Genomic DNA, 25,085 nt, shown 5'->3' with positions numbered 1-25,085 from the left:
GATTGTGGTTGCGACGATCGCCGCAGCCGTGCCTATTTGTTCTTCAAGTAAAGACGGTCATCGAAAGTGGCGACCCAATCGGGTCGATAGATGACCATCACGGTAATCACTGCGCCTGACAACCAGGCCTCGGAGAAGCCCAGCAGCAGGAAATACGGCAGATAGTCCGACGCAAGAAATTCCAGGGAATACACACCGGCGATGCTCAGCACCACCGACGCCAACAACCCCTGCGCCATCACCGTGGCCGCACTGCCGAAAAACGCGACCACAAACACATACACAAAAAAGTGCCGCGGCAGGCGCCACGCCACCAGACGGCGCACACCTTCGGCGACCAACACCGGCCATACCACCATCAGTAGCCAGTTCAGCCCCAGACTCGGCCAGTCGCCGCCGGTGGCCAGCACGACCGCTGCCAGCACGATGGCGAGCACGGCCATGGCCAACTGAGGGCCAAACAACAAGGTCGCCACCATTGCGCCGAGCAGGTGCAGGTCCAGACCGGGGAGCACCCCCGCCTTCATTCGCCACACCAGCATCAGCGCTACCGACGTCCCGAGCCACACATTGATGCGCTCGGGACGACGCAAGCTGGCCCACGGACCGGTCCGGATAATCCAGACCAGCACCGCACTGGCGAGCACGTACGCCCCCCAAAGCCAGCCTTCGGCAAACAACCCAGCGGTGAAGTTCACCGCCGCAACACCTTGCGCTTAACCCAGTGCCGCAGTCAGCGCCGGGACGGCGTCGAACAGATCGGCCACCAGACCGTAATCGGCCACCTGGAAGATCGGGGCTTCTTCGTCCTTGTTGATGGCAACGATCACTTTCGAATCCTTCATGCCGGCCAGGTGCTGAATGGCACCCGAAATACCGATCGCCACATACAGCTGCGGCGCGACGATCTTGCCGGTCTGGCCGACCTGATAGTCATTGGGCACATAGCCCGCATCGACGGCAGCACGGCTGGCGCCCAGCGCAGCGTTGAGCTTGTCAGCAAGCGGCTCGAGCAGGCTGTGATAGTTCTCGCCATTGCCCAGGCCGCGACCGCCGGACACGATGATGCCGGCAGCGCCCAGTTCGGGGCGCTCGGATTTGGTCAGCTCGCGATTGACCAGCTTGGTCAGGCCGGTATCGGCAGCCGCGTCAAGCGCTTCGACACTGGCACTACCACCGGTTTCAGCGACCGGATCGAAACCGGTCGTCCGCACGGTGATGATCTTGACCGGATCCGCACTTTGCACGGTGGCAATCGCGTTGCCGGCATAGATCGGACGACGGAAGGTATCGGCCGACACCACGGTCACGATCTCGGAGATCTGCGCCACATCCAGCTGGGCAGCCACGCGCGGCATCACGTTCTTGCCGAAGGTGGAGGCCGCGGCGAGGATATGGGTGTAACCACCGGCGTTGGCCACCACGAGGGCGGCAACGTTCTCGGCGCCACCGTCGGCGTAGTGGGCGGCATCGGCCACGCGCACTTTGCTCACACCGGCAATCTTGGCGCCGGCTTCAGCGGCAGCACCGCATCCGCTGCCAACCACGAGCAGGTCGATATCGCCACCGATGGCCTGGGCCGCGGCGAGGGTATTGAGGGTGCCAGCCTTGATGCTGGCGTTATCGTGTTCTGCAATGACGAGAATGCTCATGTTCAGATCACCTTCGCTTCGTTCTTGAGTTTGGCGACCAGTTCGGCCACATCGGCGACTTTGACACCGGCGCTGCGCTTGGGCGGCTCTTCAACCTTGAGCGTCTTCAGGCGCGGCGCCACATCCACGCCCAGATCGGCGGGGGTGACGGTTTCCAGCGGCTTCTTCTTGGCCTTCATGATATTCGGCAGCGTGGCATAACGCGGCTCGTTCAGGCGCAGGTCAGTAGTGACGATGGCCGGCAGGCTCATCGACAGCGTCTCGAGACCGCCGTCGATCTCGCGGGTCACGGTGGCTTTGCCGTCGGCGATCGCCACTTTGGAGGCGAAGGTCGCTTGCGGCAAATTCAGCAGCGCGGCCAGCATCTGACCAGTCTGGTTGGCGTCGTCATCGATCGCCTGCTTGCCGAGGATGACCAGTTGCGGGCCTTCCTTCTCGACCAGCGTCTTGAGCAGCTTGGCCACCGCCAACGGCTGAAGCTCTTCATCGGTCTGCACCAGAATGCCGCGGTCGGCACCGATGGCCATGGCGGTGCGCAGGGTTTCCTGACACTGGGCCACACCGCAAGACACGGCGATCACTTCCGTTGCCACACCCGCTTCTTTGAGGCGAACAGCCTCTTCAACGGCAATTTCGTCGAAGGGGTTCATGCTCATCTTGACGTTGGCAATATCGACGCCGCTCGCATCGGCCTTCACGCGTACTTTTACGTTGTAATCAACGACCCGTTTGACGGGAACCAGAATTTTCAAGGCTGTCCTCCTTAATCCAATCTTCAGAAAGGCAATACTGCTACAAAGCCAACAATCATTATGGCATCGCCCACGATGTTTCGCTCGATGCCCCCGGATGACAAATTTCCATACGGAAAAGTATGGGCCGTACGGTAGCGTATGGAGGGTGATTTTGTCAATACTACGCCGTATGGAAAATTCGAAGACCAAACCCCGCGCCCAACTCGACCGTTCGGCCTGGGTGCTCGCCGCCACCGAACTGCTGGCGAAAGAAGGCGTCGCCGGCTTACGCGTGGAGTTGCTGGCCAAGCACTTGAAGGTGACCAAGGGCAGTTTCTACTGGCACTTCAAGGATCGCAGCGATCTGCTGCTATCGGTGCTGGAGGTCTGGAAAGAAGGCCGTATCCGCGACATCGTGAAGCAAACACGCGCCAACACCGGCAAAGAGTTGTCGCAATTGCACCACGTGATCGAGGTCTACAGCGCCAGCCGCAGCCGCAAGGGCATGATGATCGAGCTGGCTGTGCGCGATTGGGCACGTCGTGACGAAGCCGCCGCGGCGATTGTTGAAGAGGTGGATACCTGGCGCCTCAAGTGCGCCAGAGAACTCTTTCTGGCCTGCGGTGTGCCAATGGCCGAAGCGTCCAGCCGCAGCATGTTGCTCTACGCGTATGTGTTCGGCGTCTCGCTGATGTTCTGCGACCGCTACGCTGACAACGTGAACGACCTCAAGAACGATATTGCCGGCCTGATCGCGAGCTCGTCCAACGCCACCAGCAGCTAACGCACCAGCTTCACGCGATCAACGTGTCCAGCCGTGGCAATGCGCACCGCGCATTCGCCTCGGTTGCCGCGATCACCTCCGCCAGCGGCTCACCTCGCAACGCCGCCAGCGTCTCGGCAATTCGCACCAAGTTGGCCGGCGCGTTGCGCTGCCCCCGCGCCCATTCGGGCGACATGTCCGGCGCATCGGTTTCGAGCACCATCGCGGTGAGCGGCAAGCTCGTCGCCAACGCACGAATCCGGCGCGATCCTGGATAGGTCAGCGTCCCGCCAAACCCCAGTTTGAAGCCCATCGCCAGCAAGGTGTCGGCCTGCTGGCGGCTGCCATTAAAGGCGTGGGCAATGCCACCACCGACCCCGACTTTTTTCAAGGATCGGATAATCGGCTCAACGGCGTGGCGCACATGCAGAATCACCGGCAGATCAAATCGTTTGGCCAGCGCCAGCTGCGCCTCGAACCACGGCAACTGCGTGGCAAGATCCGGCGCCGGAATATACCCATCCAGACCGATCTCGCCCACCGCCACCGCCTCAGGTCGCGCCAGTCGCTGCGTGAGCAACTCAAGGTCTTCCTGCCTTGCGCTGTCGATGTAGAGAGGATGCAGCCCGTAGGCGCGCGCTACGTTCGGTGTGGCATCAGCGAAGGTGTCGAGCGCATCAAAGCCAGTCGCGGTGACGGCCGGGACCACGAAGGCCCCAACCCCCGCCGCGCGCGCCGCGTCGATCACCGATTGGCGGTCTGGCGCAAATTCATCGGCGTCGAGATGAATGTGGGTGTCGATCAGCATCGCACCCGCATCCTGTCGCTCAGCGGCCCTTCCAGACCGGCTTGCGCTTGGCGATGAAGGCATCGATGCCCTCGCCCGCATCCTCGGTCATCATGTTGCAGGCCATGGTTTCGGCCGCGGTCTGATAAGCCGCGTCGATGCCCATTTCGAGTTGCTGATAGAACAGCTGCTTGCCCATGCTGATGGCGGCCGACGATTTGGTGCAGATTGACGCGGCCAGCTTGGCGACTTCTTCATCAAGCTGCTCGAGCGGCACCACCCGGTTGATCAGGCCGCGACGCTGTGCTTCGGCGGCATCAATGAACTCGCCGGTGACCAGCATCTCAAACGCGGCCTTGCGCCCCATGTTGCGCGACAGGCCCACGCTCGGCGTCGAGCAGAACAGCCCGACGTTGATCCCCGACACGGCAAAGCGCGCGCCTTCGGCGGCCACGGCCAGATCGCACATCGACACCAGCTGGCAGCCTGCCGCGGTGGCGATGCTGTGCACCCGCGCGATGACCGGCTGGGGGATGGCGATGATCTTGCACATCAGCTTGCCGCACAGGCGGAACAGGGCTTGCTGAAATTCAAGCGTGTGATTGCCACGCATTTCCTTGAGGTCGTGACCGGCACAAAAGGCCTTGCCCTCGCCGGCCAGCACCACCACGCGCACCGTCGGATCGGCGGCGATCGCGTCAAGCTCGGCGATCAACGCGTTCAACATGGCTTCGGACAAGGCGTTGAACTGCGCAGGGCGGTTCAAGGTCAGCTGGGCGACGCCATCGCGGTCCTCGCGCAAGACCATGGGGCTATCGTCCTGGTTCAGCACTGCACTCATGATTCTCTCCTCCGTGCCGGGCAGTCTCTACGGACGCCCGGGCATTGGCTCGACCGCCCACGGCTGTGAGCGGCGCTATCGATTCATGTTAGCGCGCTGATGGCGAATTGACCAGACGGTAGCGTATGGGTCAGTCGATCGCGTCGGTCGAACGCATGCGCTCGCGCAGCACGAACTTCTGGATCTTGCCGGTCGAGGTCTTCGGCAATTCGCTGAACACGATTTTTTTCGGCAACTTGTAACTCGCCAGATGCTCGCGGCAATGCGCCACCAGTTCGGCCTCGGTCACGCTCGCCCCCTCGCGCAGTTCGATAAAGGCCGCCGGCACTTCGCCCCACTTGTCGTCTGGCGCAGCCACCACGGCCACAGCCATCACGGCCGGATGCTTGTAGAGCGCATCTTCGACCTCAATGGAGGAGATGTTCTCGCCGCCCGAGATGATGATGTCCTTGGAGCGATCCTTGATCTTCACGTAGCCATCGGGCTGCAGCACGCCCAGGTCGCCCGAATGGAACCACCCGCCGCTCAGCGCCTCGCGTGTCGCCTGCGGATTCTTGAGGTAACCCTTCATGACCAGATTGCCGCGGAACATGATCTCGCCCATGGTTTCGCCGTCGCGCGGCACGGGCTGCATGGTCTCCGGGTCCATCACCGTGATGCCTTCCTGCACATGGTAGGTCACGCCTTGCCGGCCGTTGAGCCGCACCTGCTCAGCCAGCGGAAGATCGGCCCAGTCATCATGCTTGGCGCACACCGCTGCCGGGCCGTAGGTCTCGGTCAGGCCATACACATGCGTCAGCTCGACCCCGATTTTCGCCATGCCTTCAATCACCGACGCCGGTGGCGGCGCGGCGGCCACCAGGCCGTTGAGCTTGTGATGGATGCCTTCGCGCATCGCGGCCGGCGCATTGGCCAGCATCGCATGCACAATCGGCGCGCCGCAGTAATGCGTGACGCCATGCGCGCGAATCGCGTCAAAAATCAACGCCGGGTCCACCCGGCGCAGGCACACGTTCACCCCGGCATTGGCCGCCATGGTCCACGGAAAGCACCAGCCATTGCAGTGGAACATCGGCAAGGTCCACAGATACACGGCATGCGGCGCCATGCCCCAGGAGACGATGTTTGACAGCGCATTCAGGTACGCACCGCGGTGGTGATACACCACGCCTTTCGGATTGCCCGTGGTGCCGGAGGTGTAGTTGAGAGAGATGGCAGCCCATTCATCGGCCGGCATCTCAAATGCGAACTCGGGGTCGCCTTCGGCCAGCAAGGTGTCGTAGTCGAGCGTGCCGACGCGTTCGCCGGGGCCGGTAAACTCGGGGTCGTCTACATCGACCACCAGCAGATCCTGCCGGTTGGCACGGCGCAAGGCCTCGCGCATCACTGGCGAATACTCGCGATCGGTGAGCAGCACCTTGGCTTCGCCATGACCAAGAATGAAGGCAGTCACATCGGCATCGAGCCGGGTGTTGATGGTGTTGAGCACGGCGCCGATAGCCGGCACGCCAAAGTGCGCTTCGAGCATTTCCGGGGTGTTGTTAAGCACCACGGCCACGGTATCGCCCCGGCCCACTCCCCGCGCCTTCAGCGCCGAGGCGAGACGTCGGCTGCGCGCGTACATTTCGCGCCAGGTGTAGCGACGCGCGCCGTGAATGACGGCGAGGCGGTCGGGGTACACCGCCGCACTGCGCGCCAAAAAACTCAGCGGCGAGAGCGGCACATAATTGGCGTCACATCGATCAAGGCCTTCGGCATAGGGGCTGGATGTCAGGGTCATGCGTCACTCCCGCAAGGTGGTGGTTTGAAACGAGGGTTGAACGACTCCGCTTAGCGCGAACATCGCGCCCGGAAAGACTCGGCGCCCGCGCCCGGCGCCTCAAGCGCAGCCAGCCAGCGCCCGGCGTCGACCGCAAGCTGATTGACGCCGGCTCGCATCGCGACCACGCCGCCGGCGGCATCGGCCGTCGGCGCGGGCACTTCGACCGCAAAGCTCTGGCCGGCCATCACCGCATCAGTGCGCGGCGCAAGCAAGCTGGCGCGCAGTTCGATCAGGGCCACACTGGTGTCGACCGTGTCAAAACGCTGAATAAATTCATCCACATCCACCCGCAGGCGGCAACCCGAGCCATTGGTGGCGTGCTGGGCTTCGATCACGCGTCCAATCACAATCCGGATCATCTCCGAGGGCATTCCGGCCCACCGACTGTTGGTATAGGCCCGACGCTCCAGCGGATGCTGCGGTATCAGACGATATTGCATGGCCGAAGAGGACAGCCATGAGGGCGCGACCACGTCGATGCCCACCAGCGGCACCGCGACTGGCACGGGTGTATTCCCCTGGGGGCCGATGTCGTAAATGCTGAAGGACTCGGGAATGGCGCTGAAGCTGGTGCATCCGCTCAAACCGGCAAGCAGCATCAGCGCAGCCAGGCCTTTGTATCGTGTCATGCGTGCGTCTCCTGTCTGTCAGCGCACTGGCGGAACGGCAAAACCCGCCTCGCCGGGGCCGGGCGCCTGCTCACCCCGGCCCAACAACAACATTTGCGGCGATGCGTCGACTTCTTCAATCAACCGCGTCAGGCGCTGTGACGTGACGGTCAACTCCTTCATCAAGCCGTTCAGACGCGGCAGTGTGCCATTGAGCAAACCGTCGCCGGTCGCCACCGCGGTCTCATCGATATGCTCGCTCACTTCCTGCAGTTTGAGCAGCAATCCACGAAGTTCGACGAGCGTCGGGCCGGCCTGCTCTGACGCGCTGGACAGATTGGCGAGGCTGCGCGTCAGATGCTGCCGATTCTCCGGTGTCAGGAAGCGGCGCGCCTCGGCCAGCACCTCGGGGGCCGCAGCAAAGGTCTCGTCCATGCCTTTGACCGCCGACTCCAGCCGGGTCATGGTCGACTCCACCCGCGCCACCGATTTTTCGTCGAACACCCGCTCGACCTGCGCCGCGATCTTGCGGAACTGGTCGAGCGCCTGCACGGCTACGGTCGACAACTCGTCCAGCAGGCCCGACGACAGCGCGATGCGCGGCGGATTGCCGCCCTCACCCACCAGCGGCGTGGGGTCCGTCCCCTTGTCGTCGAGCTGGATAAAGGCCAGGCCCGTCACGCCCTGATAGCCCAGCGATGCCTTGGTGCCCTGGGTGACCGGCAGATCGGTGCGCAGGCTCACCCGGACCAAAATGTTCTGGGGATCGGTCTGATCGATGGAAATCGACTCCACCCGCCCCGCTGAAATACCACGGTAGCGCACCGCCGCCTGCAGATTGAGGCCGGTGATGCTGCCCCGGCTCACCAACTCCAGCGTGCGGGTGGCCTCACGCTCACCCGAAAACCACCACACCCCCGAGACCGTCGCCGCGCCAAGCAACAGCACGAACAGGCCGGCCAGAATGGCATGTGCCCGATTCTCCATGGTTTAAGCTCCCTGCGCCCGAGCCAACGCACGTGCACTGCGCTCGCTGAGGAAAAATTCCTGAATGAAAGGATGGTCGACCTGCATCACCGCTTCCAGCGAATCAAAGGCCAGAATGCGGCGCTCGGCCAGCACCGCCACCTTCGAGGACAAAGCCGCCAGCGTGTCCAGATCGTGGGTCACCAACACCACGGTCAGCCCCAGTTGCTGCTGCAGATCGCGAATCAGCGCCACAAAGGACGCGCTGCGCGTCGGGTCCAGCCCGGCCGTCGGCTCATCAAGCAGCAATAACTCGGGCTCCAGCGCCAACGCACGGGCCAGCGCCACCCGCTTGATCATGCCACCGGAGAGCTCCGCTGGCATCAGCGCGGCATGGCTGGGCAGCAACTCGACCATGGTCAGCTTGAGCGCCACCAGCTCACGGATCTCGGCTTCGGTCGCGATACCAGCCTCGCGCAGCGGGAAAGCAATGTTCTCGTAAACCGTAAACGCCGAGAACAAGGCACCGCCCTGAAAGCACATGGCGAAACGACGACGGCGCTGGCGCTGGGCCTCGCGACTGCCCGCAAACAAGGGTTCGTCGAACACCCGCACCTCGCCCTCGGTGGGCGTCAACAAGCCCACCATCTGGCGAAGCAGCGTGGTCTTGCCGCTCCCCGAGCCACCGACCAAGGACACCACCTCGCCCGGCGGGATATCGAGGTCCACGCCCTTGTGCACCCAGTTACTGCCAAAGCGCGTACTGAGGCCGCGCAGGCTGAGCACCGGCGTCGTCATGGGCCGACCCGTTCCGCAGGCGCACTCATAGCGGCACCCCGATCGAGCGCGTGGCGATGGCAAACACCGCATCGACCAGAATCACCAAGGTGATCGACGTCACCACCGACGCGGTGGTATTGGCGCTCAGGCTCTCGGTGTTCGGCTTGACCCGAAGACCAAAATGGCAGGCCACCAGCGCGATCAGCACACCGAAGACCGCGCCTTTGCCCAGCGCGATGAACAGGTTGGCCGCCGGCACCACCTTGGGCAGGGTTTCAATAAAATAGCCATAGCTCAGACCCAGCTGCAACTCAGCCGACATCATGCCGCCGACCAGCGCCACGGCCGAGGTCCACAACACCAGCAGCGGCATCGCCACCGACAGCGCCATCACTTTGGGCAGCACCAGCCGGATGTAGTTGGAAATACCCATCACCGTGAGCGCGTCGACCTCTTCGGTCACGCGCATCACGCCAAGCTGCGCGGTCATCGCCGAGCCGGAGCGCCCGGCCACCAGCACCGAGACCAGCACCGGCCCGAGCTCTCGGATGATGCCCAGGCCCAGAATGTTGACGATGAAGATGTCCGCGCCAAAGGCCTTCAGTTGCAAGGCCGACAAGTAAGACAACACCACACCGATCAGGAAGCCGACCAGCGCACTCACTGGCATGGCCTTGACGCCGACCTTGTACAGATTGGCCGAAAATTCCTTGAGCGGCCAGTTGCGCGGTCGGCCCAGCAGGTGCAGACCATCGAGCGCCAGGCGGCCGATCAGCGCCAGGAAGTCGCCCAGATGCGCAAACAGCCCAAGCAAGGCGCCGCCCAGTCCGGCCACCACATCGACGACACCCACGCGCGGCGGACGCGGCACCGGCGCCTCGTCCATGGCGGCCAGACGCTCGAACTGCGTCGCGTAGCCGTCGGGCAGCACCATGTCTGCGGGAAGGCGCCCGCCCCAGGCGCGCCACAACAACAGCGCGCCAAAGCTGTCCAGCCGGTTCAGCGCCGACAAGTCCCAGCGGGTCGCTTTGGCACCGGCCAGCTCCTGGCGCAAGCGGTTCGCGTGTGAAGCCAGCGCCAGCAAAGTCCAGTCGCCTGCCGGACTCAGGCACCCCTCACTCAAATGGAGTTCTGGCGTGCGGATCGCGTCGGCCATGTGGGTGGTCAAACGGTCAGGGCGAAACCGGACCGTGTCGCGACCGACAGCGGATGCCCCAGGGCGGACCACTGCGCCACTTCATCGGCCAGCGTTGCGGCCGTCAGCGGCAGCGCATCCAGCCAGGCTTTGTCGGCCACCAGGGCAAATCCGCTGCCCTTTCGCTCGATACCGACTGGCGGACGCCCGCGGTTGTCCCGCGCGCGGTGAAAGACCACCGCCAGACGCAAACAGGCGATCAGCAACCAGTCGCTGCTGGCCGGGTCGAGACTCGCGATGCGCGCGAGCTTGCCGCGATGGGCGAGCACGAGTCTGGCCAGCCGGCCCTGATCCATGCGCGAAAACCCCGGCATGTCGGCGTTGCCCAGAATGTAGGCACTGTGCTTGTGATAGCTCGAATGCGCGACCGAAATGCCAACCTCGTGCAGCAAGGCGGCCCACTTGAGGTAGCGCAGGTCGAGATTGCCCTCTTGAGAGGCCATCGGGTCAAGCTGGGAAAACAGAAAGCTCGCCGTATCCGCGACCCGCTCCGCCTGCTGACGGCCCACGCGATATCGGATGGCGAAGGCCTCGACCGTCGCGTCGCGCAAGTCGTGATGATGATAGCGACCCAGCAGATCGTAGAGCACGCCGAGGCGCAACGCACCTTCCGAGAACACCATCTCTTTCAGGCTGAAAGCCTTCAAAACGGCAATCATGATGGCCAGGCCGCCGGGCAACACGGGCAGACGATCGGCCTTGATGCCCGATAGCGACAAGCCATCCAGACGCCCTGCCTTGATCAGCGCCGAGCGGAGCTTTTCAAGCCCCACCAAGGTAATGCGGCCGTCGGTGTAGCCATTGCCGCGCAGAATGTCGCTGAGCGATTTGGCGGTACCGCTGGAGCCAACGGCCAGCTCCCAGCCGACTTCGGCAAAGCGTGTGACGATGGTCTGCAATTCCCGCTGAGCGGCCAGGTCGGCCTCCTGAAAACCACGTCGATCGATTTTGCCGTCTGGAAAATAGCGCAGGCTGAAGCTGACGCAGCCCATGTACAAGGACTCGAGTTCCAGCGGCTCGAACGCCCGGCCGATGACAAACTCCGTCGAGCCGCCACCAATATCGACCACCAGTTGCTGACGCTGCGGGTCGGCCAGCGAGTGCGCGACACCGATATAGATCAGACGCGCCTCTTCACGACCCGCAATGACTTCGATCGGGAAACCGAGCGCGGCCTCGGCGCGGATCAGAAACTCCGGTGCATTCTTGGCAACGCGCAAGGTGTTGGTCGCCACCGCCCGCACCTGGCTTGGCTTGAACCCCGCCAGCCGCTCACGAAACCGGCTCAAGGCCATGGTGCCGCGGGTTTGCGCGGCGGTATCGAGGTATTTTTCGGGCGACAGCCCGGCGGCAAGCCGCACGGGCTCCTTGAGCCCATCGAGCGGATAGATCTGCCCCTCGACGATGCGCCCGACCTGAAGGCGAAAGCTGTTGGAACCCAGATCGATTGCGGCAATCAATTCGTTAGTCATTGGTATGGCCGGGCGGCGCCCGGCGAAAGGCGTAGGCAGACGCCCCGGATTCTAGCACCGACACGCAGCCGGGCCGCGGCCCAATCCACCCGGTTCGCCTTTTGTCATCGCGATGTAATATGGATGTCAAAGACTCTCGCTCTTACCTTGTTCCAACACGGCACGCTCACACATGAATCCCGACGACCTCCCGCATGTAAGCTTCATCAACCGCGAGCTGTCCCTGCTGCAGTTCCAGCAACGCGTGCTGGCGCAGGCGGCGGACCACAGTGTCCCGCTGCTCGAGCGCCTGCGCTTTCTGTGCATCGTCTCCAGCAATCTGGATGAATTCTTCGAAATCCGCGTCGGCGGCATCAAGGAGAAGATTCGCCAGGGCCTGCGCGCGCCCGACACCGAAGACGGCCTGACACCGCACGAGTTGCTCGACCAGATCAGCGTGGTGGTCAATGACATCATCGAGGAGCAATACCGTCTGCTCAACGAGGAGATCCTGCCGTCGCTCGAAGCCGAGGGCATTGTCCTGCTCAAGCGTGAAGCGCTGACCGAAGCCCAGCAGGCCTGGGTCGCCGAGTACTTTGAGCGCGAGGTCGCGCCGGTGCTAACGCCCATCGGCCTGGATCCGGCGCACCCGTTCCCGCGGGTGCTCAACAAGAGTCTGAACTTCGCGGTCGAACTCGACGGGCTCGACGCCTTCGGCCGCGACACCAATACCGCCATCGTCCAGGCCCCGCGCGCCCTGCCCCGCATCATCCAGATGCCCAAACACATCACCGGCATCGAGCACGGCTTCATGTTCCTGTCGTCCATCCTCCATGCCCATGTCGACAAGCTCTTTCCGGGCATGGCGGTGCTCGGCTGCTATCAGTTCCGACTCACCCGAAACTCCGATCTGTTCGTGGATGAAGAAGAGATCACCAATCTGCGCAGCGCGCTCAAGGGCGAATTACAGCAACGCCATTTCGGCGACTCCGTTCGCCTTGAGGTGGCCGACAACTGCTCGCCGGGCATGGAAGCCTTTTTGCTGACCCAGTTCGGGCTGTCGGAAAACGACTTGTACCGCACCCCCGGCATCGTCAACCTCGTGCGCCTGATGCAGTTGCCAGACAGCGTCGACCGCCCGGACCTGACCTTTACCCCCTTCAAGCCGGCCATGCCGGCCGGTCTGGGGGGGTCGTCGTCCGACATCTTCGCCGCCATCCGCAAGCAGGACATCCTGCTCCACCACCCCTTTGAAAGCTTCACGCCGGTGATTGAGCTGATCAAGGCCGCGGCCGACGACCCCGGCGTGCTGGCCATCAAGATGACGGTGTACCGCACCGGCACCGACTCGGTGCTGATGGAGCACCTGATGCGCGCCGCGCAAAAGGGCAAGGAAGTCACCGTGGTGGTCGAGCTGATGGCGCGCTTCGATGAAGAAGCCAACATCGGCTGGGCCGCGCGGCTTGAAGAAGTCGGCGCACATGTGGTGTATGGCGTGTTCGGTTACAAGACCCACGCCAAGCTGCTGATGCTGATCCGTCGCGAGACCGATGGGCTGCGCCGCTACATCCACCTGGGCACGGGCAACTACCACCCGCGCACCACCCGCTTCTACACCGACTTCGGCCTGCTCACCGCCAACCCCGAAATCGGCGAAGACGTGGCCGCGCTATTCAAGCAGATCACCGGCCTGGGCAAAGCCTCCACCCTGACCCATCTGTGGCAGGCCCCCTTTGCCCTGCACGCCAACGTGATCGCGAACATCAAAGCAGAAACCGAGATCGCCCGCGCTGGCCGCAAGGCGCGCATCAGCGCCAAGATGAACGCCCTGCTCGAACCCCAAACCATCATGGCGCTGTACGAAGCATCGCAAGCCGGCGTCGAGGTCGATCTCATCATCCGCGGCCCCTGCGCGCTACGTCCGGGCGTGCCCGGACTGTCGGAGCACATCCGGGTGCGCTCCATCATCGGCCGCTTTCTCGAGCACCACCGCATTTTCTGTTTCCATGCCGATGGCGAAGACAAACTCTACCTGTCGAGCGCCGACTGGATGGATCGCAACTTCTTCCGCCGCATTGAAACCGCCTTCCCGATTCTCGACCCGCGGCTCAAGCGCCGCGTCATGAAAGAAGGCTTCCGCGTCTATCTCAACGACAACTGCAACGCCTGGGAAATGCAACCCGACGGTAGCTACCGTCGCAAACACCCCCGGGGCGCACGGCATCCGGCGCAACAGGCGCTGCTCGAAATGCTGGTCGAGCCCCGGCCAAGCAGCTAAACCGCCCCACCTGCGACGCCGCACCACGGCGTCGCAGCACGTTTCACTCAAGCCGTGGCAATTCATGCCGCTAATTTCCCCATGCCCCACGGGAGCCGCGCATGAAGAGAGCCATCACCCCCACCCAGATCGAGCGCATCATGCGCGACGACGATTTCATCGTCTCGAAGACCAACCCCAAAGGCATCATCACCTACTGCAACCCGATCTTTGTCGAGTTCTCCGGCTACACCGAAGATGAGCTCCTCGGCGTGCAGCACAACATCATTCGCCACCCGGACATGCCGCGCGCTGCCTTCAAGCTGGTGTGGGACACCATTGCCACGGGCAAGGAAGTGTTCGCCTACGTGAAAAACCTGTCCAAAGACGGCGGATTCTACTGGGTGCTTGCCCATATCACCCCCGATGTCGATACCCACGGGCGCATCACCGGCTACACCTCGGTACGCCGCTGCCCCACCCGTCCAGCCGTCGAAACCGTCTCGGCGGTCTACACGCAAATGCTGCAAGCCGAAAAGCAGGCGGGCGCACGCGATGCCATTGCAGCCGGCACGCAGGTTCTGGTAGATGTGATGAAGGCCAAGGATATGCGCTATGAAGAACTTGTTTTCGCACTTTGATCGGCGCCATGGCGTGCTGCTGCTCGCCCTCGGCGCCGCGGCGACGACATTCTGGATGCCCGCTCTGGCGACGGCCCTCTCAACGCTGGCGGGCATCCTTGTAATACTGCCCCGTAAATCGGCAGCAGGCGAGATCGACTCACTGGCAACTTTACTCGGCGAAATCGGCGAAGGATCGCTGAGTAACCGCGTGCCGCGCGCCTATCGCGATCCGACGCTCGAAACCATGCGCGTCAGCCTGAACTCCGCCCTTGACCAGACAGAAACTGCCTTCCGCGAGATTCTCGGCGGCATGGACGCCGGCACTAACCAGCGCCCATGGCGCCGCTTGCAGACCGTTGGGCTGCACGGACTGTTCAAAAACGTACTCGATCGCATGCAGGTGATGCTCGACAACCTCGACGCAGCACAGGTGTCAGTCGCGCGCGAAGCGCTGCTTTCACGCATTTTTTTGCGCTCGGAGCGTGGCCTGTCGCTGGCCATCGATCATGTGAGCGGATCACTCGGCACCGTCTGCGTCAATGCCACGGAGTCGGCCACGCTCGCCCACGATTTTTCAGACACCGCCCACTCAATGTCCGAGGCGGCATCGCACATGTCGGGCGCGCTCGGCGACGCCAGCGTGCGTGCCAACGAAGGCGCACGCGCGGTGAGTGACCTGTCTGAAAAGGCCGGTGCGATTCGAGCGCTGACTGGTAACATCGACCACATCGCCAAGCAAACCAATCTGCTCGCACTTAACGCGTCGATCGAAGCAGCCCGAGCCGGCGAGGCCGGGCGCGGATTTGCGGTCGTCGCTGACGAGGTGCGGCAACTGGCCGATCAGGCCCAGCGATCGGCGGAGGAAATCGCCGAGGCCATCAGTGCAATAAGCGCCTCCATGGCCGCCGCCAACAGTCAGATCAACGCCTTGGCGAGCGCGGTGTCCGACGCCCGCGACACCGCCGACGAGTTTCAAGAAAAGCTCATCACCTCAGCCAAATCGGCCCACCAGGTAGGAACGCTGGCCAGCCGAATCGGCGAAGGCGCGTTATCGATGAGTCGCTCAATGAACATAGTGTCTACCGCACAAAAAGCGCGCGCCGACGCCAACCTCATCATTCAGGGCGAGGTCACCGACCTGCGCAGTCTCACGGACATGGAACAGGAAGCCGCGCGGATTGCGGCCGACCGGCGCTGGGTCAAGGACAGCCGCGACCGCAGTGCCCTGGTCGAGATCTACGATCACCTGTTCGAGAACCTGGAGCAGCAGATGCGCTGACCGCCTGCCACTCAAAAAACAAAAAAGCCCGCAAACCGTCAGGTCGCGGGCTTTTTCATGCGCGGGGGCAACTCAGCCGAAACGACCGGTAATGTAGTCTTCGGTCAGCTGGTGGCGTGGCTTGATGAACAAGCGATCGGTCTCGCTTACCTCGATCAGGTCGCCCATATGGAAGTAGGCCGTGCGCTGCGATACCCGCGCGGCCTGCTGCATCGAGTGCGTCACGATCACGATCGAGAACTGCTGGCGCAACTCTTCGATGAGCTGCTCGACTTTCGCGGTCGAGATCGGGTCGAGCGCGGAGCACGGCTCGTCCATCAGGATCACTTCGGGCTCGATGGCAATCGCCCGCGCGATGCACAGACGCTGCTGCTGGCCGCCAGACAAGCCGGTGCCGACATCATCCAGGCGGTCCTTGACCTCGTCCCACAGGTTGGCCTTGCGCAAACTACTCTCGACAACCACGTCCAGATCGGCCTTGCTCTCGCACAAGCCATGAATGCGCGGTCCGAAGGCCACGTTTTCGTAGATCGATTTGGGAAACGGGTTCGGCTTCTGGAACACCATGGCCACACGCGCGCGCAGCGGCACCACGTCGATGTGACGGCTGTTGATGTCTTCGCCGTCGAGCAGGATCTCGCCGGTCACGCGGCACTCGCGCACCGTGTCATTCATGCGATTCAGGCAGCGCAGGAAAGTACTCTTGCCGCAACCGGACGGACCGATCATGGCAAGCACTTCGCCCTTGCCGACATCCAGGCTGATGTTCTTGATGGCGTGCTTATCGCCGTAGTGCACGTTCACATCCGTACAGCGAACACGCGGGTCGTTCACCCGCACTTCGCCCACGGTTTCGCGAACATCACGGCCCACGGTGGTTACGTGTGCCGCCCCTGCCGCACCATCCAACTTGAAAGCCATTGCTTGCCCTTGGGGACTCATGATTTGACCTCGATTCTCAATATTCTATCTGCCAACGCTTACCAGCGCCGCTCGAAACGTTTGCGCAGCAGCACGGCCACCAGATTCATCAGCGCAAGGAAGCCCAGCAGCACCATGATGGCCGCCGAGGTGCGCTCAACATAGGCGCGCTCGGGGCTGTCGGCCCACAGGTAGATTTGCACCGGCAACGCCGTTGAAGGATCGAACACCCCCTGCGGCACATCGGCAATGAAGGCCACCATGCCGATCATCAGCAGCGGCGCCGTCTCGCCCAGCGCCTGCGCCATGCCGATGATGGTGCCGGTGAGCATGCCGGGCAGTGCCAGCGGAATCACGTGATACAGCGTAGCCTGCATCGGCGAGGCACCAATGCCCAGCGCGGCGTCGCGGATCGACGGCGGCACCGATTTGAGCGCGGCGCGGCTGGCGATGATGATGGTCGGCAGCGTCATCAGCGTCAGCACCAGGCCACCGAGCAGCGGTGCCGAACGCGGCAGCCCGAACACATTGATGAACACCGCCAGGCCGAGCAGGCCGAACACAATGGACGGCACGGCGGCGAGGTTGTTGATGTTCACCTCGATCAGGTCGGTCCATTTGTTCTTGGGCGCAAACTCTTCGAGATACACCGCCGCCGCCACACCGAGCGGGAAGGACAGCGACAAGGTCACGATCAAGGTAAAGATGGTGCCCATCAGCGCGCCGCGGATACCGGCCAGCTCCGGGTCACGTGAGTCGCCCTTGGTGAAAAAGTCAATATTGAAGCGCAGTTCAAGACGATCCTCTGCCTCGAGTTGATTGATCCAGCCCAGCACATTGTCCTTGATCCGCCGGTCGTCCTCGGCCGCATTGCGATCGATATGCCCCTTCATGAGCATGTCGACATCGTCGTCGGCGGGCACCCACAGCGACACCTTGGTGCCGATCAGGGACGGATCGGCCATGACCTTGTCGCGCAGATCGAAGGCTGCGCCGTTGCTGACCAGGCCATACAAGGCGAATTTATCGCGGCGACCCGACACCTCGGGGAACATGTCGCGCATGCTCTGCTTGATCAAGGACGAGTAATCGGCCTTGCGCAGCGTCTCTGCGTTACGCGTGCCTTCCGGGTCGATGTCCTCGGCTGCCAACACCACATCGATCCGCATCTGGGTTTGCCAGAACGCGGTGTAGCCCTTGCTGACGATGCTGATTAGCAACACCGACAAAAACAGCAAGCCAACGCTCACCGCCAAACGCCCCAGCATCTTGAAGCGACGCTCCGCCGCCCGGCGCTTGGCCATGCCGGCCTGAATACGCGCGAAGCTCGTTGCGCCCTCGGGCAGCGCTTTGCCTGGATTAGTCATACTGCTCCCGATACTTTCGAACGATATAGAGGGCCACGAAGTTCAGCGCCAGGGTCACCACAAACAGCACCAGGCCCAGCGCAAAGGCCGCCAGTGTTTTCGGGCTGTCGAATTCCTGGTCGCCGACCAGCAAGGTCACGATCTGCACGGTCACCGTCGTCACCGCTTCGAGCGGGTTGGCCGTCAGATTGGACGCAAGGCCCGCCGCCATCACCACAATCATGGTTTCGCCAATGGCACGCGACACGGCCAGCAAAATCGCACCCACAATGCCCGGCAACGCGGCGGGAAGAATCACCCGGCGGATCGTCTCGGACGAAGTCGCGCCCATGCCATAAGCGCCTTCGCGTAGCGACTGCGGCACGGCGTTGATCACATCGTCGGACAGGGACGAGACGAAGGGGATGATCATCATTCCCATCACCAGGCCGGCCGCCAAGGCGCTCTCGGAGGCCACGTCCAGCCCCAGGAAACCGCCTGACTCACGAATGAAGGGCGCCACGGTCAGCGCCGCAAAAAAGCCATACACCACGGTCGGAATACCCGCCAGCACCTCAAGCAAAGGCTTGGCAATGGCGCGCACCCGCGCACTTGCGTATTCGGCCAGATAGAGCGCTGACATCAGGCCGATCGGCACGGCGACCGTCATGGCAATGAAGGTGATCAGCAAGGTGCCGGCAAACAGCGGCACGGCACCGAAGGCACCGGACGAGCCCGCCTGATCAGCGCGCAGCGCAATCTGGGGGCTCCACTCCAGACCAAACAGAAACTCGGTGATCGGCACGGACTGGAAAAAACGGATCGACTCGAACAACACCGACAGAACAATACCGACGGTGGTGAGAATCGCCACGGTGGAACATGCCACCAACAACCAGTTGATGATCGACTCGACACCATTGCGGGCACGATGCTGCACACGAATTTTCGAGTACCCGTACCAGCCACTCAGGCCCGCCACGACGAGCACGATCGCAAACAGCATATTACGGCTCACGCTCAGCAGGCCGCGATAGTAGTCCGCGGCTGCCAGCATGATGGCGTCCGGCTCGCCGGACACGATATTGCCCGACACCAGATTGCGGATGTCATTGACCACCAGATTGAGCCGATCGGGCCCCAGCTGCTGAATCGCATCGGGCAGTGAGGACACCACCATGCGGGTAATGATCGAGCCTTGAAACAAAAGCCAGGCGCAAAGAATCAGCAGCGCCGGCAAGGCTGCCCACAGCGCAACATACAGGCCGTAGTACCCCGGCAAGGAATGCAGCTTCCGGATCTTGCCGTCCGCCACGCGGAAGGCGCGCTTGCATCCAAAGTAATAGGCTGCCGACGTCAGCGCCAGCAGCAGAACGAGAAGTATGGGGGTCTGGGTCACGAGAAACAGTCAGCCAATAAGGACGGGAAGAAGTCCGCGGAACGGCGACCGGGTCGCCGGCCCGCGGATGCTACCTTACTTCATGACGTCCAGTGCGGTAACGCCCTTCGAAACGCTCATGTATTCATCCTTGGGCAGCGGAATCAGGCCACGCTCGGCCAGATAGCCTTCCTCACCCATGGCTTTCTTGCTGATGAACTCGTCCAGGTACTCCTTCATGCCCGGGATCACGGCAACGTGCGCTTTCTTCACATAGAAGAACAGCGGACGCGACACCGGGTAGCTGCCGTTCGAGATCGTCTCGAATTCCGGCTGCACACCTTCAATGGCCAGACCACGCACCTTGTCGCGGTTCTGGTCAAGGAAGCTGAAGCCGAAGATCCCCAGTGCGGCCGGATTGGCTTCGAGTTTCTGAACGATCAGGTTGTCGTTCTCGCCGGCTTCGACATAGGCGCCGTCTTCGCGGATGGTCTGGCATGCGGCTTTATGCGCGTTCTTGTCAGCCTTCTTCATTGCCTTGATGAAATCGAAAGCGTCGCAGCCCTCGTCCATCACCAGTTCAACAAAGGCGTCACGCGTACCGGAGGTCGGCGGCGGGCCGAGCACTTCAATCTTGATCGCCGGCAACGCGGCGTTGACGTCTTTCCAGGTCTTGTAGGGGTTGTCGACCAGGGTCTGGGTGCCATTCGGATTCGGCACCTGCTTGGCCAGCGCCAGAAACACCTCTTTGCGGGTCAGCTGCATGCCTTTGCCGGCCTTGCTCTGAGCAATCGACAAGCCATCGTAACCAATCTTGACCTCGACCACTTCCTTCACGCCGTTGGCGGCGCATTGCTCGAGTTCGGACTTCTTGATGGCGCGCGAGGCGTTGGTGATGTCCGGATGCTGCACGCCGACGCCGGCGCAGAACAGCTTGATACCACCGCCCGAACCAGTCGATTCGATCTTGGGCGTCTTGAACTTGGTGGCCTTGCCGAACTGCTCGGCAACCACCGTGGCAAACGGATACACCGTCGAGGAACCGACGATGCTGATGTAATCACGCGAGGACTGAGCCAGCACCGGAGCGGTAGCAACCGCTGAGAGAACTGCAAGGGCGAGAGCCGCCTTTTTCATCGAGAATCTCCTGTTGAGAACAATTCCGGACCCCGGCCAATGCCGGGTTGTCGCGGTATTTCACCTTGATGAGATCAGGAGGCAGCCCTTCTGGCCACCGCCCTTTTCCTATCGAGCGGCGCCATTATTTGTCAGCAACGTTACAGTGATGTGAACGCACACATCTGTGTCACATAGTGCCAGCGGTTGATCAAACACCTCACGCCCGGCCCCGGCGCGACACACGCCCGCAGTAGCGCCCGTTAACGGGTTCGCCGTACCCAGGTCGGCGCCGCGTCATCCAACACAGAATGCGCGGCGCAATGAAAGGCGGACTCGGCCGTAAAGCCATCATCCTGGAAACCCGACCGGCCGACCGGGCCATCCAGATCAGCAGGGCGCCGACCGGTCAATCGGCCCGACACCCCACCGCCATCTCGGGCGCCAGATAGGGCAGCAACACCGGCCCCATCGATTTCAGAATCTGCACCGGCAACGCCGAGGTAAAGCGGTAGCCTGCCGCGTTCGGGCCGAGCACATAGGCGGTCAGCGTCCCGTAGTGCCGCGGGCCAAGATAGAACACGAAGGTGGCCGTGCGATTGAGCGCCGGGCCGGTGCGATCGCCGGCCAGCACGATGCGGTTGTCGCCCGTGCCGGTCTTGCCCCCCAGAGTCAGCACCGTACCATCGGCCAGCTCAAAGGCCCCCGCGAGTCGCCGTGCTGTTCCGCTTTCGACCACTTCCGACAAGGCATGCCGCAAGGCCGTTGCCACTTCCGACGCCATCACCCGCTCACCCTCCGCGCGTCGGCGGGTAAAGCGCGTCTCGTACGGCGTGTCGGCCGCAAATCGGAGCGCCTCGATACGCGCCGTCGGCAGGCGCACGCCATCATTGATGATGATGCCCATCAACTCCGCCAGGGCCGCCGGACGGTCGCCCGAGCTACCCAGCGCCGTGGCCAGCGAGGGCACCAGATGCTCGAAGGGATAGCCCATGCGCGCCCAGCGCCGGTGAATATCGAGGAAGGCCTCGACCTCAAGCATGGTGTCGATGCGCACATCCTGCGCCCGCTTGAAGCGCGTGCGGAACAACCAGCGATACACCGCCTGGCGCTCGTTCTCGCTCGCCTCCAGGGCCGCGCCCAGCGTCGCGTCCGGATGCGCCGTACGATACGCCACCAGCCACAGCTCCAATGGGTGAAGGCGAGCCACATAGCCGCGATCCGGCAGATCAAAGGCCGCTGGCGCGTGGCGCGAATACAACTGTGCAATCTGGGCTTCCGACATCTGCGCATCGCCAAGCCGCTCGCCAAGAAAACGGGCAAGCGCGGCCGGCGGCGCGGCCGGGTCGAGATACCGAAACACGGTACTCAAGCGATCCGCGCTCGGGCGCAAGCCATCGAGCAATTGGGCCCGCATCGCGTCAGGCGTCAGTCCCTGATACTTGCGCCAGAAACGCCGCAAAAAGGTCTGACCTTCGCGGTCGGCAAAGCGCGCCAGATACTCGGCGCGGCGCGGGTCTTCACTGTCTTCGAGCAGCTTCGCGGTGCTGCCGGGCACCTGATACATCGAATAGCGCACGATCTCGCGCATCAGCCGCACAAAGGGCAGATTGATCGACGCCTGCAAGGCCTCACGCACGGTCGGCGAACGATGATTGTCCTTGTTGTTGAAGTTGCCAAAGGTATGCAAGCCGCCACCGGTAAAAAAGCTTTCATCCGGGCTGGCCGAAAAGCGGCGCTCCAGCGCGGCTTCGAGCATCGCGGGCAAGGCGCGATCATCGGCCGCCGCCAGGTAGTCGACGGCCCAGCGACTGAGCCGGTCGCGCCGCGCCAGTTCGACGCCGCGCAAGGCATCCTTGTCCCACGTTGAATAGCGCTCATGCAGTTCAGCGACGATCTCGAGATACGTCGCCAGCACTCGCAGCTTGGCGGTCGAACCGAGTTCGAGCTTGCTGCCCTCATTGATGTCGAGCGGCTGATCGGTGGTGTCGGTCTGTACCCGCACCCGGTTGCCGCCCGCGGCGCGTTCGACCAGATTGAAACTGTAGCGCACCGCCCCCAGGCTGGTCGGGCCCAGCATGCGCTCGCCGATCAAGCCTTGCTCGGCGGCAAACGCCGGCTCGCTCAGGCGTGCCAGGTAGTCGCTCACCGCGTACTGCAGATCCCGGTTCAGGGTGGACGACACATCCACATCCATACGATCAAGTCCATAGAGCGAGGTGCCAAGCAGTCCGGCCACACGCGAGCGCACCGCGCCAGCGCCCTTCCCCGTCACCGTCGGATGCCGCGCCGGATCACTCGCCTGGTCGCGAAAAACCAAGGTCTGCGCGCGCGCCGCCTCACTCAAACGCGACGAAATCACACCCGCCTCAGCAAGCAGACGCAGATAACTCCCGGTCAGCTGCGCCAGTTCATCGTGCCCACGCGCCAGGTAATAAGACGGCCGGCGATGCGCGATCATCAGCGCCACCACCTGACGCATGGCCAAACCTTGCGCCGCAAGCGCCTCATCGTCGCCATCCTCGCGCGACAGGGCCGCATTCACCTGGGCAAAATCCGCGCCGAACCACACCCACAAGCCGTCGCCCAAGCCATTGACCTCGCCGTAGCCCGGCGCCGCCGACAAGGGCACCGTGTTGAGGTAATCGACCACCAAGCGCTCGCGCACCGGCAACGTGTCTTCGCCGTCCTGGTAGGCCCGCACACTGGCCGACACCATCTGACGCAGTTTCTCGCGCGCATTGTGCGTAATGCCATCGGGCGAATGCCGGTATTTCTCGATCTGCGTCGCCAAGGTGCTGCCGCCGGGCGCATCCAGATCGGCGTCAACCATCCGCCCCAGCTGACCAATGCCCGCCCGCCCGAAACGCACCCAATCCACAGCTGGATTCAGCGCCGGGCGGGATGCGTCCAGCAAGTCGCGGTTCTCGATAAACAGCAAAGACTGCGCGACGCGCCTTGGCACCGCAGCGAAGTCCGAATACGCATGGAAGGGATAGCGAAATCGGTAGAGCGACGCATCGCGGCAATCCGTCAGCTCGAATCCCGCCTGCGCCTTCTCCCGATACGGCGCGAAATAGCCCCGCTGGGTGTAACTCATCAAGGCCGCTGAAAACTGCGTCTGCCCAGTCAACGCGAAGCCCCGCGCCTGCAAACGCTCAGCAACGCGCGGAAGCTCGGTGTAACCCATGCGCTGATCAAAAGGCCCATGCGACGGATAGAGCACCGCCTGATTCGGCTTGCCCGACACCTCGAATGTGAGCGTTTCGGCATAGCGCGAGATTTCGCGCGCCTGCAAACGCGAATAGTTCAGCTCATGGGCAACCAGCAGCCCGCCGGCGACAAGAGCCACCAGCACGACAATAAATACGGCAATACCAAGCAGACGAAAGAACGTCAGCCGCCGAGCGGGTTTGATGTTACGGGTCACAAACAAATCCTGGAGATGGTGCAGGACAACAATTATCCAGCATCAACCACCAAAGCCATCGTCCCCCGCGGTTGAGTGTCGTATTTTTTCACTCATCGACGCGTATCAAGCGCATGGCCCCTGAAAACAAACGCCCTCAGAAATACCGATTTCTCATAGGTCACCGGTCCGCGCCTCGACACCCGCAGATCTGGTACGACCAGAAAGTACGCCATGCCTTGCACGCACAGGGCCTCATCCTCGCGCGAAGACCACGCCCCGTCACGCCTTTGACATCGCCACCGGCCGCGCCTGACATGCGACGACGCGCCCGCGGCCAAGGCCGCAGCCTCATTGCCGATCGTCATGCGCGCCCGGATCACTTCATGCCCTTTGTTTCGCGTCTGATTGCTCGCCCGACAGGCCGGCGCCAGACGCACTGGCCGTTGCCGACAGCACGAGTTCACTTGAATGAGCGCGCGCAAGTGCTTGAATGAATTCTGAAGGGGTGCCTATGCGGACGCACTATCCGGCGGCCCGTCCTTCGATATCCGTTCCGGCGTGTCTGCGCCGCACGCCGACGGCGCACAACCAGGAGAACCTCACCAATGCGGGCTGAACCCACCCAGCTGGTTTTCATTTCCTACAAGCATGTCGAACATTCGACGCGTGTCGCCCGACGCCTGCGCAACGCACTCGAAGTGGTCTCCGATGCACTCGATTTTCGCGTTTTTCTCGATGACGAAAACTTGCGTGCGAGCGACAACTGGCAGGGCGAGGTGAACGCGGCGCTGGACGGGATGACGCATTTCATCGCCTTGCTGACTGACGACTTCTGGCTATCACCGGAGTGCCGCAGGGAGTTGAATGCGGCGATCAACCGTTACGAGGATGGCATGAAAACCCGTCTGCTGTTTGTGCTGGTCGACGACATGCGCCCCGACCTGCTGAGCCTGAACCCCGATCGCCGGGCCGGACGCTTGGTCAGCGACGACCCGAAAGTCCAGCGCATCGGTGACATCCATTTTCTCGGTCCCTACAACAGCGCCAAACAATTGGTGCGGTTGCAGTGGGAAAACGAAGCGGTGCTGCGCGACCAGATCAAACAACTGATCGACCATTTCGAACGCACGTTGCCGGCACGGGGGCGGTGAGCC

21 protein-coding genes are annotated in these 25,085 nt (G+C 62.7%); 5 read left to right on the top strand and 16 right to left on the bottom strand.

Features of this window, described 5'->3' with window-relative positions; translation table 11 throughout:
- Positions 1–32 precede the first annotated feature (32 nt).
- Genes FHP91_RS14965 through FHP91_RS14955 form a run of 3 tightly spaced genes read right to left on the bottom strand, consistent with a single transcriptional unit; the run spans position 33 to position 2,404 of the window.
- Entirely contained in the window at positions 33–698 is a 666-nt protein-coding gene (locus tag FHP91_RS14965; protein ID WP_144310352.1) for an energy-coupling factor ABC transporter permease, read from the bottom strand.
- 18 nt (positions 699–716) lie between these two features.
- Positions 717–1,652 (bottom strand): electron transfer flavoprotein subunit alpha/FixB family protein, encoded by a 936-nt coding sequence (locus FHP91_RS14960; protein WP_144310351.1) that lies wholly within the window; start codon positions 1,650–1,652, stop codon positions 717–719.
- A gap of 2 nt (positions 1,653–1,654) precedes the next feature.
- Positions 1,655–2,404 carry an electron transfer flavoprotein subunit beta/FixA family protein gene (locus FHP91_RS14955; RefSeq protein WP_144310350.1) on the bottom strand — a complete coding sequence of 250 codons (750 nt, stop codon included), beginning with the start codon at positions 2,402–2,404 and terminating at the stop codon, positions 1,655–1,657.
- 172 nt (positions 2,405–2,576) lie between these two features.
- Between FHP91_RS14955 and FHP91_RS14950 the strand changes: the two genes are divergently transcribed.
- Entirely contained in the window at positions 2,577–3,170 is a 594-nt protein-coding gene (locus FHP91_RS14950) for a TetR/AcrR family transcriptional regulator (RefSeq protein ID WP_144177153.1), read from the top strand.
- A gap of 10 nt (positions 3,171–3,180) precedes the next feature.
- On the opposite strand, the gene FHP91_RS14945 is transcribed toward FHP91_RS14950, so the two are convergent.
- The 8 genes from FHP91_RS14945 to ppx form a co-directional block, all read right to left on the bottom strand.
- Positions 3,181–3,957 carry a TatD family hydrolase gene (locus FHP91_RS14945; RefSeq protein ID WP_144310349.1) on the bottom strand — a complete coding sequence of 259 codons (777 nt, stop codon included), beginning with the start codon at positions 3,955–3,957 and terminating at the stop codon, positions 3,181–3,183.
- Between the two features lie 19 nt (positions 3,958–3,976).
- Positions 3,977–4,777: an enoyl-CoA hydratase gene (locus FHP91_RS14940; protein WP_144310348.1), complete on the bottom strand. Its 801-nt coding sequence runs from the start codon at positions 4,775–4,777 to the stop codon at positions 3,977–3,979.
- 130 nt (positions 4,778–4,907) lie between these two features.
- Positions 4,908–6,557 (bottom strand): acyl-CoA synthetase, encoded by a 1,650-nt coding sequence (locus FHP91_RS14935; protein WP_144310347.1) that lies wholly within the window; start codon positions 6,555–6,557, stop codon positions 4,908–4,910.
- Between the two features lie 50 nt (positions 6,558–6,607).
- On the bottom strand, positions 6,608–7,228 hold the full coding sequence (locus tag FHP91_RS14930) for an ABC-type transport auxiliary lipoprotein family protein (protein ID WP_144310346.1): 621 nt from the start codon (positions 7,226–7,228) through the stop codon (positions 6,608–6,610).
- Positions 7,229–7,246: 18 nt separating this feature from the next.
- Complete coding sequence (locus FHP91_RS14925) at positions 7,247–8,194, bottom strand: MlaD family protein (protein ID WP_144310345.1); 948 nt, start codon at positions 8,192–8,194, stop codon at positions 7,247–7,249.
- Positions 8,195–8,197: 3 nt separating this feature from the next.
- Positions 8,198–8,971, bottom strand: coding sequence for an ABC transporter ATP-binding protein (locus FHP91_RS14920; protein WP_144177163.1), 774 nt, complete (start codon positions 8,969–8,971; stop codon positions 8,198–8,200).
- Between the two features lie 25 nt (positions 8,972–8,996).
- Positions 8,997–10,109, bottom strand: a complete 1,113-nt coding sequence (locus tag FHP91_RS14915) for an ABC transporter permease (protein ID WP_144310344.1) — start codon at positions 10,107–10,109, stop codon at positions 8,997–8,999.
- An 8-nt stretch (positions 10,110–10,117) separates the two neighbouring features.
- Positions 10,118–11,620, bottom strand: coding sequence for an exopolyphosphatase (gene ppx, locus FHP91_RS14910; protein WP_144310343.1), 1,503 nt, complete (start codon positions 11,618–11,620; stop codon positions 10,118–10,120).
- A gap of 172 nt (positions 11,621–11,792) precedes the next feature.
- Between ppx and ppk1 the strand changes: the two genes are divergently transcribed.
- The 3 genes from ppk1 (at position 11,793) to FHP91_RS14895 (ending at position 15,758) form a co-directional block, all read left to right on the top strand.
- Positions 11,793–13,877, top strand: coding sequence for a polyphosphate kinase 1 (gene ppk1 / locus FHP91_RS14905; protein WP_144310342.1), 2,085 nt, complete (start codon positions 11,793–11,795; stop codon positions 13,875–13,877).
- Between the two features lie 101 nt (positions 13,878–13,978).
- Positions 13,979–14,497: a PAS domain-containing protein gene (locus FHP91_RS14900; protein WP_144310341.1), complete on the top strand. Its 519-nt coding sequence runs from the start codon at positions 13,979–13,981 to the stop codon at positions 14,495–14,497.
- A complete protein-coding gene (locus FHP91_RS14895) occupies positions 14,472–15,758 on the top strand; it encodes a methyl-accepting chemotaxis protein (RefSeq protein ID WP_144310340.1) in 1,287 nt (428 codons plus the stop codon). Before FHP91_RS14900 ends, FHP91_RS14895 begins: the two co-directional genes overlap by 26 nt.
- 72 nt (positions 15,759–15,830) lie before the next feature.
- Here FHP91_RS14895 and pstB read toward each other — a convergent pair whose 3' ends face one another.
- The 5 genes from pstB to FHP91_RS14870 all read right to left on the bottom strand — a co-directional run bounded on the left by pstB (position 15,831) and on the right by FHP91_RS14870 (position 23,949).
- Positions 15,831–16,679 (bottom strand): phosphate ABC transporter ATP-binding protein PstB, encoded by an 849-nt coding sequence (gene pstB, locus FHP91_RS14890; RefSeq protein WP_144310339.1) that lies wholly within the window; start codon positions 16,677–16,679, stop codon positions 15,831–15,833.
- A 59-nt stretch (positions 16,680–16,738) separates the two neighbouring features.
- Positions 16,739–18,046 carry a phosphate ABC transporter permease PstA gene (pstA, locus tag FHP91_RS14885; RefSeq protein ID WP_144310338.1) on the bottom strand — a complete coding sequence of 436 codons (1,308 nt, stop codon included), beginning with the start codon at positions 18,044–18,046 and terminating at the stop codon, positions 16,739–16,741.
- A complete protein-coding gene (gene pstC / locus FHP91_RS14880; protein WP_144310337.1) occupies positions 18,039–19,424 on the bottom strand; it encodes a phosphate ABC transporter permease subunit PstC in 1,386 nt (461 codons plus the stop codon). Before pstC ends, pstA begins: the two co-directional genes overlap by 8 nt.
- 75 nt (positions 19,425–19,499) lie before the next feature.
- Complete coding sequence (locus FHP91_RS14875; RefSeq protein WP_144310336.1) at positions 19,500–20,540, bottom strand: PstS family phosphate ABC transporter substrate-binding protein; 1,041 nt, start codon at positions 20,538–20,540, stop codon at positions 19,500–19,502.
- A gap of 388 nt (positions 20,541–20,928) precedes the next feature.
- On the bottom strand, positions 20,929–23,949 hold the full coding sequence (locus FHP91_RS14870; RefSeq protein WP_246116325.1) for a transglycosylase domain-containing protein: 3,021 nt from the start codon (positions 23,947–23,949) through the stop codon (positions 20,929–20,931).
- A gap of 587 nt (positions 23,950–24,536) precedes the next feature.
- Here FHP91_RS14870 and FHP91_RS14865 point away from each other — a divergent pair.
- On the top strand, positions 24,537–25,082 hold the full coding sequence (locus FHP91_RS14865) for a toll/interleukin-1 receptor domain-containing protein (RefSeq protein WP_144310335.1): 546 nt from the start codon (positions 24,537–24,539) through the stop codon (positions 25,080–25,082).
- Positions 25,083–25,085 lie beyond the last annotated feature (3 nt).

Source organism: Denitromonas halophila (genome assembly GCF_007625155.1).
Lineage (GTDB): Bacteria > Pseudomonadota > Gammaproteobacteria > Burkholderiales > Rhodocyclaceae > Nitrogeniibacter > Nitrogeniibacter halophilus.
Note: the sequence above shows the minus strand (reverse complement) of the source record. Positions and strands in the feature narration are given on the sequence as shown.